13 protein-coding genes and 1 pseudogene are annotated in these 12708 nt (G+C 65.8%); 6 read left to right on the top strand and 8 right to left on the bottom strand.

Annotated features, from left to right (window positions below; genetic code table 11):
- Positions 1-112: 112 nt before the first annotated feature.
- From AMD30_RS18945 to AMD30_RS18920, 6 genes and pseudogenes are all read right to left on the bottom strand, one after another.
- Positions 113-1552 carry a cytosine permease gene (locus tag AMD30_RS18945; RefSeq protein WP_055476682.1) on the bottom strand — a complete coding sequence of 480 codons (1440 nt, stop codon included), beginning with the start codon at positions 1550-1552 and terminating at the stop codon, positions 113-115.
- Positions 1553-1797: 245 nt separating this feature from the next.
- On the bottom strand, positions 1798-2697 hold the full coding sequence (locus AMD30_RS18940; RefSeq protein ID WP_055476695.1) for an alpha/beta hydrolase family protein: 900 nt from the start codon (positions 2695-2697) through the stop codon (positions 1798-1800).
- Positions 2698-2744: 47 nt separating this feature from the next.
- Positions 2745-4316, bottom strand: coding sequence for a hypothetical protein (locus AMD30_RS18935; protein WP_055476681.1), 1572 nt, complete (start codon positions 4314-4316; stop codon positions 2745-2747).
- Between the two features lie 379 nt (positions 4317-4695).
- A pseudogene (locus tag AMD30_RS18930) lies at positions 4696-4962 on the bottom strand (hypothetical protein); the annotation flags it as partial.
- A gap of 179 nt (positions 4963-5141) precedes the next feature.
- A complete protein-coding gene (locus AMD30_RS18925; protein ID WP_055476680.1) occupies positions 5142-5375 on the bottom strand; it encodes a DUF2510 domain-containing protein in 234 nt (77 codons plus the stop codon).
- 97 nt (positions 5376-5472) lie between these two features.
- The gene (locus AMD30_RS18920; protein ID WP_055476679.1) at positions 5473-6225 is read right to left on the bottom strand and encodes a DUF72 domain-containing protein; all 753 of its coding nucleotides are present in this window, start codon (positions 6223-6225) and stop codon (positions 5473-5475) included.
- 134 nt (positions 6226-6359) lie between these two features.
- On the opposite strand from AMD30_RS18920, the gene AMD30_RS18915 reads away from it, so the two are divergent.
- From AMD30_RS18915 to AMD30_RS18905, 3 genes are all read left to right on the top strand, one after another.
- Positions 6360-6959, top strand: coding sequence for an NAD(P)H-dependent oxidoreductase (locus AMD30_RS18915; RefSeq protein ID WP_055476678.1), 600 nt, complete (start codon positions 6360-6362; stop codon positions 6957-6959).
- 289 nt (positions 6960-7248) lie between these two features.
- Positions 7249-7755, top strand: coding sequence for an FBP domain-containing protein (locus AMD30_RS18910; RefSeq protein WP_055476694.1), 507 nt, complete (start codon positions 7249-7251; stop codon positions 7753-7755).
- Between the two features lie 336 nt (positions 7756-8091).
- Entirely contained in the window at positions 8092-8520 is a 429-nt protein-coding gene (locus AMD30_RS18905; RefSeq protein ID WP_055476677.1) for a nitroreductase family deazaflavin-dependent oxidoreductase, read from the top strand.
- A 52-nt stretch (positions 8521-8572) separates the two neighbouring features.
- Here AMD30_RS18905 and AMD30_RS18900 read toward each other — a convergent pair whose 3' ends face one another.
- Positions 8573-9262, bottom strand: a complete 690-nt coding sequence (locus AMD30_RS18900; protein ID WP_055476676.1) for a lysophospholipid acyltransferase family protein — start codon at positions 9260-9262, stop codon at positions 8573-8575.
- 37 nt (positions 9263-9299) lie between these two features.
- Between AMD30_RS18900 and AMD30_RS18895 the strand changes: the two genes are divergently transcribed.
- Both AMD30_RS18895 and AMD30_RS18890 read left to right on the top strand, forming a co-directional pair.
- On the top strand, positions 9300-9857 hold the full coding sequence (locus tag AMD30_RS18895; RefSeq protein ID WP_331456855.1) for a TetR/AcrR family transcriptional regulator: 558 nt from the start codon (positions 9300-9302) through the stop codon (positions 9855-9857).
- A 72-nt stretch (positions 9858-9929) separates the two neighbouring features.
- Complete coding sequence (locus AMD30_RS18890) at positions 9930-10478, top strand: dihydrofolate reductase family protein (protein ID WP_055476674.1); 549 nt, start codon at positions 9930-9932, stop codon at positions 10476-10478.
- Positions 10479-10485: 7 nt separating this feature from the next.
- Here the strand turns inward: AMD30_RS18890 and AMD30_RS18885 are convergent, their stop codons facing one another.
- Complete coding sequence (locus AMD30_RS18885) at positions 10486-10920, bottom strand: DUF309 domain-containing protein (RefSeq protein ID WP_055476673.1); 435 nt, start codon at positions 10918-10920, stop codon at positions 10486-10488.
- A gap of 966 nt (positions 10921-11886) precedes the next feature.
- On the opposite strand from AMD30_RS18885, the gene AMD30_RS18880 reads away from it, so the two are divergent.
- Positions 11887-12243: a hypothetical protein gene (locus AMD30_RS18880; protein ID WP_010843010.1), complete on the top strand. Its 357-nt coding sequence runs from the start codon at positions 11887-11889 to the stop codon at positions 12241-12243.
- Positions 12244-12708 lie beyond the last annotated feature (465 nt).

Raw genomic sequence — 12708 nt, 5'->3', positions numbered from 1 at the left:
GGAGGCGGCGTTGCCTCCCACTGCGGCGAACCCTAGTCGATTCCCCCGGCGTGACAGGCGACTTTCGTCCGTCGTTCTCGTCGGCCGCTCCCGCAGGGTTCGTTGTGGCGCGTCACGCGGCGCGCGGCGCGGTGAGCTTCTCCATGACCCAGTACGACGAGCCGGCGACCACCGCCCCGGCAAGCCAGGACAGGTCGATGCCGCCCAGTGCGACCGCAACCGGACCCTGCAGCGCCGGCAGCATGCCGTACATGAACATCCAGGTCGCCGTGACACCGAGAGCGAGTGCGACGAGCGCGGTCGGCCGCACTATCGGCAGGACGCTGTCCGCCGGTGTGCCGAACAGACTCTCGGCGTCGATCTGTTGGCGTGCGATCAGGAACCAGTGCACGAGAACGACGCTGCCCCATGGGCTCAGCCAGCCGACGATCGACACCAGCCAGAAGTCGATCGTGGTGGCGAAGTCGCTGTTGAGCACGAAGTAGACGACGATCGCCATCGCCACGACGCCGATGACCATGTTCAGCACGCGGCGGTCGACGCGGATGTCGAGCGCCTGCGTCGACACCGTGCACGTGTAGATGTTGAGGATGTTGGTCGCGAGCGGTCCGTGGATCACCAGCAACAGAACCGGCAGTGCGAGAACGCCATAGGCATCGACGATGATCTCGCCCGGATCGGCGGAGTCGCTCAGGGTGGCCAGCGACGCACCCAGCACGCCGAGCCAGACGACCGGAATGAACTGCCCGAGTGCGCTCGCGAGGAACAGCTTGCGCGACGGCACGTCCCGGGACACGAAGCGCGAGTAGTCGCCGGCGTAACCGATCCACGTCAGGCCCCACCCGATGCCGATCGCGGTCATCACCGCGGTGATCGCACCGATGTGCGCCGATCCCGTGAGCTCTGGCGAGGTCGTCTGTCCCCAGTTCACGTCCAGACCGACCCACGCGACGACGGTCATGACGAGCAGGATCGCGACCGTCGGCGGCACCGTCCACCGTTCGAAGGCCGAGATCACCCGGTACCCGAACCAGGCGATCGTCACCTGCATCCCCATGATGATCGCCGCCACGACGATCCGCGCGGCGTTGTTGTCGAGGTCCGGGTCGACGAGTCCCATCTCACCGAGCAGCGCCATCACCAGGTCGAGGACGATCCAGGTGTTGACCGCGCACCAGCCCATACAGACCAGTGCCTGAACGGCCGCGGGAACATAGGCGCCGCGGCGTCCGAAGACGGCCCGCGAGAGCACCATCCCGGTGACCCCGGTGCGCTGACCGATGACCACGAAGACGCCGAAGATCGTCATGCCGATGGCGTTGCCGACGACGAGGACGGCCACCGTCTCCCACAACCCGAGGCCCATGGTGACGCCGAGTGCACCCAGCACCCAGTTGATCGGCGCGATGTTCGCACCGGCCCAGATCCAGAACTGTCCGCGCACATCGTGGGTCTTGGCGGATTCGGGGATGAGTTCGAGCTCGGCCTCGGCCTCCGGGACCGAGTGCTTCGGTCCGGGTGCCGACGGGGTCGCGGCGTCGAGTGCGGTCATTGTGTCCGTCCCAGAGAGATCGGCCCGAGGGGTCGGGGTGCGGTCGGGCGTGGCGCGCGACGATGCGCAGTGCATCCATCGTGGTCCGGTCGCCGCGGCTGCGATACCTACAGAACGTCCGCATTCACTCGGTCGGCGACAGACAGGATGTCGGGCCGGACTTCTCGGCAGGGAGCGCGCGCGGGAAAGATCAGGTTGCGATTTGTCCCGGGAACCGGGCGAGATCGCAACGGGATCCGAACCGCTCAGGCCACGTCCTGCACATCGGCCGCCGACGCGCCCGTGATGATGTCGAGGACTCGTGGGTACTCGGGCGCGTCCGAGGTGACCACCGAACCGTGGTTTCCGCCGCGGATGAGAACGGCCTCGGCCTCGCCGCCTTCGCGGACGACGGCGGCGACGTAGCGCTGGGAGTTCGCCGGCGCGACCATGCGGTCGGCGGTTCCGTGGACGGCGACCACGGGGGTGTCGGGATCGATGTTCTGGATGGGGTCGACCATCGTGTACCGCTGCGGGACCTGCGCCGGTGTGCCACCGAGGGCGGTGACGATGCGGTCGTCGCCATGCGTTGCCGCGTAGGTCATGTCGAGTGGACCGGCGAGTGAGACGACGCGTGTCGGGCGGAACAGCGGCCGCGCACCGACCTCGTCGTCCTCCAGCTTGTGCCTCGTCCCGCCCCACACCGCGAGCTGGGCACCCGCACTGTGCCCGACGATCAGTTCGTCGTCGGTGTCGATCTGCGGGAACTGCCGGTCGACGACGACGACGTGGTCCAGCGCGCTCGCGACATCGCGGAACGTCGTCGGCCACCCGCCGCCCGAACCGACGCGGCGGTACTCGATGTTGTAGACGGCCATGCCCCGGCCGGCGAGGTCTCGCGCGAGCGGTTCGAAGATGTCGGCGCCGAGGGCGCTCTGCCACGCGCCGCCGTGGATGAGGACCACGAGCGGGATCGAATCGACCCGCTGTTCTCCCTCGGGCAGGTACAGCTCGGCCCAATTCTGTTCCGAGTCACCGTCATCCGGTGTCGGATAGTCGAACCGTTGGATGGTCACCTCGTCCAGGTACTCGACCGGCGCGGCCGTGGCACTGCTGGTCGTCGTCGTGGGCGTCGTTCCGCTGGAACACGCGGACAGCCCGACCATGCTCGCGACGAGGACTCCCAGTGCGATGCGTCCGCCGACCGAGACCCTCACCGCGCGCTGAGGGGAACTGCGGTGATCGCCGGGCCGCTACGAACGGTCGCGGGGAGCGGTCCGAATCCCGTCCAGAGATTCACCGGCACCGTGATCGTCGCGCCGGCGGGCAGCGAGATCGGCCCGGGGCTGACCGCGATCCGATCGGTGAAGGTGTCGCTTCGCTCGACCTCCAGTCGGAGCCGCTGCGCGCGCCCCTCGGAGCGGATGGTGACACCGGCCGGGGACGTGGCACCCACCGAGACCGCCGAGTTCGGGCCGATTGCGAGCTGTGTGGTCTCGGTCGACAGCGAACGCAGTGAGTTCTCGGTCGCGACCTCGAATTCCGCGGTCGACGCTGCTGACGAGGTCACCCGCATCCCATGTCGCGCCGGGTCGGCGTCGACGACCGCGACGGCACCCGCGGGCACCTCCAGATCACCCATCGCCACCACGCCGCCCGCGCTGAGCACCGTCGCATCGATGTCCGCGGAACGACCGGCTTCCACCCCGTCGACGATGATCCGGAAGGCGCGGTTCGCGGGCACCGTGAAGGTGGCGGTGTTGTCGTTGTTGAACAGGATCTTTCGGTCGACGCCCGGGATCGCGCGGCCGGCCGGATCCGTGACCCGCACATCCCAGTCGACGTCGCCGGCACCGCGGGCGCCGCCGTTGGTGTCCGACACGATGACCACGGTCTCGTCGTCGCGCAGGTCGGGGTCCTGGTGACGCGCCAGGATGGGTGCCAGCGGCACGAGCATCATCTTGTTGGCCGGCGACCCCTGGAACAGCAGCGTCGGCTCGGACGGGTTGGTGGCCGTCGAGTAGTACCAGCTGTCGGCCGCGGGGTCGGCGACGATCATCTTCTCGACACCGGGGAAGTTGTTGTCGTAGACGACGATGCCGCGTTTGCCCTGTCCCAGGTCGCGAATGGCGATCGGGTTGATCGCGTGTCCGGCGCTCTGCTCCTCGTCGGTGTAGATCGCCAGGACGTAATTGTCGTTGCGGGCCCACACCGACCGCAGTCGGGACAGCGCCTGTGTGACCGTGACCTCCGATTGGACGAGGTCGGTGGGCGGAAAGCCCTGCGTGATGAACATCCGCGCGATGAGTTCATCGAGGGGCGCCGACGGCCGGATGCTGTAGACGGGCTGCCAGGGCAGTGCCAGCGGGAACGGGTTCAGGCGCTTGGTGGCATAGAGTCCGGCCAGCGCGGCCATCCCGAAGCAGTGCCCGCCCGCCATCGACTCGTTGAATTCCTGTTGCACAACCTCGGCGACCGTCGTCGGCGAGCACACACCCAATACGAGGCGCGCGCAGACCTCGTCGCCGAATACCGCACGCATGCCATCGATGGTCAATCCGCGAGTGTGCAGAGCGTCGTTCGGTCCCCAGTTCTCGAACGAGAAGCCGTCTCGCTTGACCTGGAAGTCGGCCTGCGCGACCAGCTTTCCGGCCTGAGGATTCACCACCGGCGCCGCCTGGGACGGACCGGAGGAGACGATCGACAGGCCGGCGGCCACTGCCAGCACCAGTACCGCCACCGAGAGACGGTTCAACAGTCGGGAACCGCGCGTGCCTGTGAGCATCGCTAAACACTAGCGGACATTTCAGACACTGCCAGATCTGCCGGAGAATTCGCCGGATTCATTTCGGAAATACGTCTCAAATTGTTTGTTGCGGCAGTTTGTTCCAATTCAGGGACCAAACTGCCGCAACGTCGATCACGAATGTTCGCAGGCGGTTACTTGACGCCCGAGAACACGTACTGCAGCACGGCCAGGGCCAATTCGTTGTCCTGGATCGCCTGCCACAAGATGGTGTCCACCATGTTCGTCTCCGTTTCGATGTTCGCGTGAGGGGTTGGCCCGGATACCGAGCCGGAAATCGTGGAGTCACCCCGACCCGGCGCTCCCGATCCTACGTCGACGGCCGGGGAGGGTCACCGGGTGATGGGCGCGACCCGTGTCACGCCGTCCGGCGTCCGGCGGTTCGCCTATTCGATGCATCGACCTCCGCGATCGCGACACGGAGCATCTCCGCGAAACGGCTCCAGAACGCTGCCTCGTCATCGTAGAACCGGACGGTCCGGGGATCGGCGGCCGCCAGGCGGGCACCGTTGGCACGACTCTGCCAGTGCTCCCACTGGTCCTCGCACACCCGTAGGTAGCCGGTGAGTGTCGCGGCGTCGTGGTTCCGCAATGCGGCGATCCTGCTCGGCATGGAAGTCCCCTCCTCGGCATGGTCCGGTCACACGCTATGCCGGGGGTACGACAACCTCGTCCAGCCGCGTGTGGACCCGTGACCACCTGCTCCGGAAGTGCTCCGCAAGGCACCCGACGATGGGGCACCGGCAACGCCCGCCCGTTCGAACCGCGGAACCGCGGACCGCGAACCGGCGAGCGTCGGGCGGCTCATCCGCCGGCGGTGGTGCGGGGTCGGGTGTGAGCGGTCCAGGTCCCGCCGTCGTGGTACCGGTCGGCGTTCGGGTCCTGTGGGTCCGGGTACCAGCCAACCACGACGTTCCGTGCGCCGTCGACAGCCGAGCTCTTCGACTTACGGGACACGAGCACGACGATGCCCGCGATCCCGGCACCCAGAACGGCCATCAGCACGAGCAGGACGACGAGCAGCAGGATGATCGACATGCACGCACCGTACCGAGCACCGCTCGCGATGCCATGTCGTCGGCCGCGGCTTCGCTCCGGTTCCGCCGAATGACGGACCCGCCCGTCGTGCGCGGGATCAGTCCCCGACGGTCTTGACAGGTATCCCCATCCGCTGGGCGCGGCGAATCATGGTGACCGCGTTGTCGATCGCCGCGCATCCCGGGTCGTTGTTGAAGTAGACATAGACATCGCACGAGTCGTCGTAGGCCTCCGTCAGGCGGCGCAACCAGCTGTCGATCGCACGAGTCCCATAGCTCATCGGTCGCCGCGACGTCCCGTCATGAAGTCGCAGGTACCCGAAATCGGCTGTGCGCCACAGTGGATTGAGAATGCGGTTCTTCCGGTCGGCCCAACACAGCGCCGCGTTGTGCCGTTCGAGGACCGACCTGGTCTCGTCGGTCCACCAGGACTCGTGCCGGGGTTCGACGGCGACCTGGACCGTCTTCGGGAACAGCGCGAGCGTCTCGTCCAGGGCGTCGGGTGTCGCGCGGAGGTTGGGAGGCAACTGGAGGAGCACCGGCCCCAAACGACCGTCGAGCCCCGCCGATCGATCGAGAAAGCGCTGGACCGGTTCGGCGGGCTCCTTGAGGCGCTTGATGTGCGTCAGGTAGCGACTCATCTTCGCCGCCATCCGGAAGTCGGCGGGGACGGTCTCGGCCCAGTTCTCGAACGCCTTCTTCTCCGGCAGCCGGTAGAAGGTGTTGTTGACCTCGGCGGTCGGGAACCGTTGGGCGTAATGGTCCAGCCACAGTCGCTGGGGGAGCTTCTCGGGGTAGAACGCGCCGCGCCAATCCCGGTACTGCCAGCCGGAGGTGCCGATGAACAACATCGTCGCAACTATCCACTCGCGACGGGGCTACGAATCCCGTCCACGACGAGTACTCGGCAGGCGTGTGGGTGTCGGCTCACGCGCTTCGGGTACCCGTACGTGGCACATGCCAATCACCGAGACGGGAGTGACATATGACCAAGCTGGCGATCATCTACTACTCGGCCACCGGACACGGCACGGCGATGGCGCAGGCGCTGTCGGATGCCGGCGAATCCGCGGGTGCCGAGGTCCGGGTCCGCCACATCGCCGAGACCCGGGATCCCCAGACGTTCGCCGACAATCCGGCGTGGTCGGCCAACTACGAGGCCACCAAGGACCTGCCCGCCGCGAGCGGAGACGACATCGTCTGGGCCGACGCGGTGATCTTCGGCAGCCCGACGCGGTTCGGCAGCACGGCCTCGCCGTTCCAGACGTTCATCGACTCGCTCGGCGGCCTGTGGGCCGACGGCAGGTTGGCCGACAAGGTCTACACCGGATACACCTCCAGCAACACCGCCCACGGCGGGCAGGAGACCACGCTCATCGGGTTGTACACCTCGCTGATGCACTTCGGCGGCATCCTCGTCCCGCCCGGTTACACCGACGGGCTGAAGTTCGCCGACGGCAATCCCTACGGTGTCTCCCACGTCACCGGTCCGGAGAACAAGAACCCGCTCGACGACGCGACGAAGGCAGCGCTCGCGCACATGGCCGAGCGTGTGGTGCGAATCGCTGGACTCCTCACAGCCTGACGATGTCGCTCACCGGTTCCGTTCTCGCCCAGCCGATCTGTGTGAGCGGGAACGGGACCTGTGAGCGTGAGGGGGCCGGAATCGGAGTTGACAGCGACGGCCCGGGGGTTCACCATCGGTCCTCGTGTCTGTCAGTGTGTCGCCCTCCGGGCGTGAGGAGGTCGTCGGCGTCGTGCGCGCCGACGGTTGAGCACCCCGCCCCGATCGGCGCGCGTCCATCTCAGTCGAGGACCGCGCCGGTCGATCTGTGCTCTCTTTTCCTCCTCCGACACCTGAGGTGTACACACCCATGCATTCATTGACCGAAGCCCAGATCCGTTCGTCGTTCGTCAACGCCTCGCTGCGCGAACGCAAGAGCGTGACACTCCCACCCGACTTCGACGACTTCGACTGGGAGCAGCTCGATTTCGCCGGCTGGCGCGACCCGAAGCTCCCGATGGTCGGTTACGTGGTCATCCCGACCGACGACGACGTCATCGGGATCATGCTGCGACTCGGTGGCCGCCAGCCCCGCAACCGTCCGCTGTGCTCGTTCTGCGAGGACGTCCACCTCCCCAACGAGGTCGCCTTCTTCAGCGCGAAGTTCGCCGGCGCCGCGGGGCGCAAGGGCAACACGGTCGGGACGTTGATCTGCTCGAACTTCGAATGTTCGGCGAACGTCCGCGCCAAGCCGTCGGCCATCTTCTCCACCGACGACCCCGAGACCGTGCGGCAACAGCGCATCCGGGCGTTGCGGACCCACCTCGCCGGATTCGCCCAGCGAGTGGCGAGCGGAGACAGCTCCTCCGCTCCCTGAGGAGCGGCCGGAGCTTGCGAAGGGCGCGTCACGAAGGGTCCTGGTGACACGGGTAGCGGGACCTTCGTGACTCGTCGCTTGCGTTCCTCGCGCCTCAGGGAGCAGGGAGGTGACCGCTTGTCCCGCCTGCATCTGGCCCGCCTCGTGACCGACAGACTTCAACTCGACTCGCAGACTTCGATCGAGGTCTGGGAGTCGAGTTGAAGTCTGGGAGTCGCAGTTCTGCGGCCCGGCGGCCATCGTGGATCACGAAAGGCCTGAGCTCCCTGAGGATCGAGCGTCACGAAGGGTTCGGCGAGCCTTTCGGCCGGCGGTCAGAGCAGCAATAGTGGACCCATGACGTCGCTGTTCATCCGAGCACTCCAGACACATCAATGGCTCTACGAACATTCGGGCGGCCTCGTCGGCCACCGACTGCTCATGGGCAATCCCACGCTGCTGCTCCGGACGATCGGACGCCGCACCGGTGAGGCGAGGTGCAACGCGCTCACCTACGCGCGCGACAGTGAGGCCTACCTGGTGGTCGCGTCGAACGGCGGATCGCCGCGACCACCGGGGTGGCTCGCCAACCTGAAGGCCCATCCGAATGTCGAGGTCCAGGTCGGCCGACGGCGGATTCAGGTCACCGCGCGGGCGACCTACCCCGACGACCCTGACTACGCCCGGCGCTTCGTGCTCCTCGACGAGGTCAACCGCGGCCGCTACGCCGGTTACCAGAAGAAGACGACACGCCCACTCGCGATCGTCGAGCTGATGCCGCGGTAGGGGGGCTCGCGCCGCACCGCCTCCGAAGCGGTCCCGCCGGGCGCGGGAAGATTCACGCCGCGTCTGGACCCGCCGTGTCGCGAGTCCACCGTCGCGCATATTCGTCGGTGTAGCTTTGCCCGGTTCGCTCGCAGATGATGGCCATCAGTTCGTCGGTCAGGGCGCGGGTTCGGTGCTCGGTGACTTCGCCCGACCCGAGGTCCAGCGCCGGGAGGATCTCGATTGTGACGCTGCGTCGTCGTTGGCGGCCATCCGTTCTACGAGTCCCGGTGATCGCAATCGGTATCAGGGGCGCACGGGTTTTCAGCGCGACGCGTACGGCCCCGGTCCGTCCGCGATACATCCGCCCGTCCGGGGACCGAGTGCCTTCGGGATGAATCCCCCAGGCTCCCCCGCCATCCAAGATCTCAACTGCTTGCCGGAGCGCCGACGACGCTCCCGCGCCGCCACGACGGTCGACCGGGATCTGTCCCAAGGTGAGAAAGAACCAGCGTTGTAGGCGACCGACGGGACCGTGACGTTCGAAGTACTCGCGCTTGGCGAGGAACGTCACCGGTCGACGCACCGCCAGAGCCAGGTAGAAGGAATCGAGCACCGACAGGTGATTGGCCGCGAAGATGACCGGCCCGCACGTGGGCAGATGCTCGCGGCCCACGATCCGGGGTCGCGCCCACAGGCAGAGAGCCGGTCCGATCAGGACATACCGACACAGGACGTACGCCAGTTTGGTGCTCACGCGCATAGACAGTGTCTACTGGACGATGGGTGACACTGTCTACGTGGAATCAGCGAAGACCAGAACCGCGTTGGTTCGCGCCGGCGTCGAGTTGTTGGAGGAGACCGGCTCACCAGATGTCGGTTTACGCGAGATCGCGCGCCGTGCGGGCGTCTCCCATGGCGCTCCCCGCAGATGGTTTCCGACGCATCGCTCGCTCCTGGCGGCCATCGCTCGCGAAGGACTGGACGACCTGTCGTCGGAATTGATGCGTACGGCAGGCGGAGGCTCCCAGAGCGTCCTGCAGGTCGCACTCGCCTACGTCGCGTTCGCCCGTCGTCGACCTGCGATGTTCGCTTTGATCTTCCGTCACGACCTGCTCGAGGGCGCAGGTGCCGACCTCCGCACCACGTCGCGGCCTTTGTTCACATGGTTGGTCTCGCTGATCGAGCAGAGCGGGGCCGTCGTCGATCCCGAGCTGCGCGCAGCCGAGCTGTGGGTCGGAGTCCACGGGATCGCGATGTTGTCCTCGACGGGGTCGCTTGGTCTGGCCGTGCCAGGGGTCGACGCCGACGAGCTCGCCGAACGGATCGTCGCGAGCAGCCTCCGTCCGTCCCCCTGATCCGCCGATGACATTCACCCGGCTCGGCGGTCGGTATCTGGGAGCACACCGCAACGACTCCTGAGGAGAAGCATGCGAACGCTGGCGATCACCCAGAACATGACGCTCGACGGTTCGATCGAGATGTTGACCGACTGGTTCGACCCGACCGTCAAGGCGCCGGATCTCATGGCCGAGTCGCACCGGCAGGACGCCGAGGCCGACGCCCTGCTCGTCGGTCGGCAGACCTTCGAGGACTTCCGCGGCTACTGGCCACACCAGACCGACGACGCCACCGGGATCACCGACTATCTCAACACCGTCGACAAGTACGTGGTGTCGAGCACGATGATCGACCCGGAGTGGCAGAACTCGACGGTGCTGAACGGGGACGTCATCGAGCAGGTGACCGCGTTGAAGAACGCCGCGGGCAAGGACATCGTCGTGACCGGCAGCATCAGCCTGTGCCACACCCTGATCGGCGCCGGGCTGGTCGACGAGTACCGGCTGTTCGTCTACCCGGCCGTCCAGGGGTCGGGGCGTCGCCTGTTCCCGGACGGCCTGGAGATCCCGACGCTGCGCCTGGTGGACACGAAGAGCTTCGAGCTCGGCGTCTCGCTGCTGCGCTATCGGACGGTGTGACGGGCTTTCAGGTCGGATCGGAGTCGATCTCGGCGAGCGCCCGGGCGCGGATAGCCGAGAGGTCCATCCCGTACGTCAGCCCGCGGGACTGTTCGTACTCCTCCAGGCGCGCGGCGGCACGGTCGTAGAGACGCCGGGCACCGACGGCGTTGCCACGACGATGGTGGGTGAGACCGACGCAGAGCTGCGCGAGTCCCTGCCACAGCGGCCGCTCGGCCGGCGGACACGACTTCCACCGGGTCTCGAACACCTCGTGCGCGGAGAACGGCCGCCCCTCCTCGAGCAGTTGCCACGCGAGCGCGATCGTCTCGTCGGGCGGCAACGGCTCCTCGGACACGGGCTCGACGCCCCGCTCTCCATACGGCAGCGGCCGTCCCAACTCATCGCGCGGCCGGGCCTGGCGGGCTCGACCGTCGGGGTCGCGATCGCGGTCGTCGGGCACCGATGCACCTCCCTGACAGTGGTCGAATGTCTCGGGTCAGGCAGCACCGTCGGCTGAGAGACCTGGGCGACACCATCGGACAGGAAGACGGTACCCATCACCCGGGACCGGAAACGAGAAAGGTCAGGTCTCCGCGCAACCTGACCCTCAAACGAACCCGACGAGGACCGGTGGACGGCGACGCCTGTAAATACGTGGGCGTGCTGTGCAGTGCGTTGGCGGCACCGATAGGCTCGCGCTCGAACCCGTCGATCGTGAAGGTGCTGGGCGGTGGTTCAACTCCGTCGAGGCTCGCAATATGGGCCGGAACACCACCAATAGCTAGGCACACCGCCTCCATCACGAGCAGCTCAGATCGCGGCCTCCAGTACGATTAGATACCGCACGCTGCATACTACGATGCCTACATGATCGCGAGGAACCGTGACACGGCGCTTCTTTCGACCACTCTGGAACGTCCTTCGGTCACCATGGAACTATCTGGCCACATCGGTCTCACGTCCGTTTAACCAAATAGCGAATACCGCGTCGATCTTGGGGTTACTTGTATCCCTCGGTGCGTTATTTACGTGGCAGGCAACGATTATACCTATCGTCTATTTGTGCCTTTTGTCTTTGTTCCTATTAATTCGCTACATGCGTCAGGAGCGGTGGGCTCGCTATTCCGAGAGTGCAAGCATCCTCCAGCGGGCTTATCGACACTTACAGGAAGCTTCCGAGTGCTCACTCCATGGAATCGAGAACCCTGACCTATTCATTGAACGTTTGAGGCTCTCGCTAGATTCTTTTGCACAGTCGTTCACACTGATCACTGGATCTCAATGTAGGGCGTGCATTGCCGAGGTCAATGTCGATACCGAAATTCGACCGAATCGAGGGTCGCCGCTTTCTCCAGCCGACATTTTCGTGATTAATATCATTCTACGCAGTGGAGAGCAACGATGGGGGCCTGAGAAACCCCAGCCTGTGGCAAAGAACACCGACTTTCTCCACATCCTCCAGACCGGAAAGCCGTTCTTCAATAACGATCTGCCCATGGATTTCAGGAAGATGGAGTACGAAAACTCGAAGTGGGATAGGAATCTACTGAAGACCCGAGACTACCCATACCGGTCGACGATCGTCTGGCCAATCAGTCAGTCGGCCGCTCAACTTGCTGGACCGAGTGAACTCCAACCGCCTTTAGCTTTCCTCTGTGTCGACACGAAGCGGGTTGGCGCTTTCAAGCACGTGTCAGACGTTCCGCTTGGATGGTGCTACGCTCACGCCGTGTACCCTGTCCTGCGGTACCTTCTGCCTGAACTTGACCGCCAGAGAGAGTGACGATGCCTCGCACCCCGAATCAGACCCTGGAAGCGACGGACGAGGATAGCCCGATCACCGCGGTGGAACTGAAGGGCAGCGACTGGGCAATCGTGACGGTGAAATCGGAGTCTGGCGAGACTCGGAGATTTCCCGTCAGTAGACGTAGTGCCCTGTCGCGAATCGCTGCCGCGGCAGGACAGAAGGACTAGCGGCGCTCAACTACCGTCCGTCTGGCTGTACGGTCGAGCCGCGCGTTTCCTGTCCATACAGCAAATGCATGCGCCATCGGCCGGCCGACGGTTGCTCTGTGTAGGGTAGTCGCAGGGACACGGGGGCACGTATCCGGACGGTACTTCTGGGTGGACCCAATGCGGTCGATCGCCTTGTTGCGTTGTTGGCTGCCGGATGGCACGAGACGCACGCCCTTGCGCATCGCCCGACAGACAGAGTCGACACTCTCCCATGTCGTCGGAATCAGACCAA

Origin of the sequence: Gordonia sp. HS-NH1 (assembly GCF_001418765.1) — a bacterium.
Classification (GTDB): domain Bacteria; phylum Actinomycetota; class Actinomycetes; order Mycobacteriales; family Mycobacteriaceae; genus Gordonia.
The sequence above is the reverse complement of the archived record's forward strand: the minus strand, read 5'-3'. Positions and strand labels throughout refer to the sequence as shown.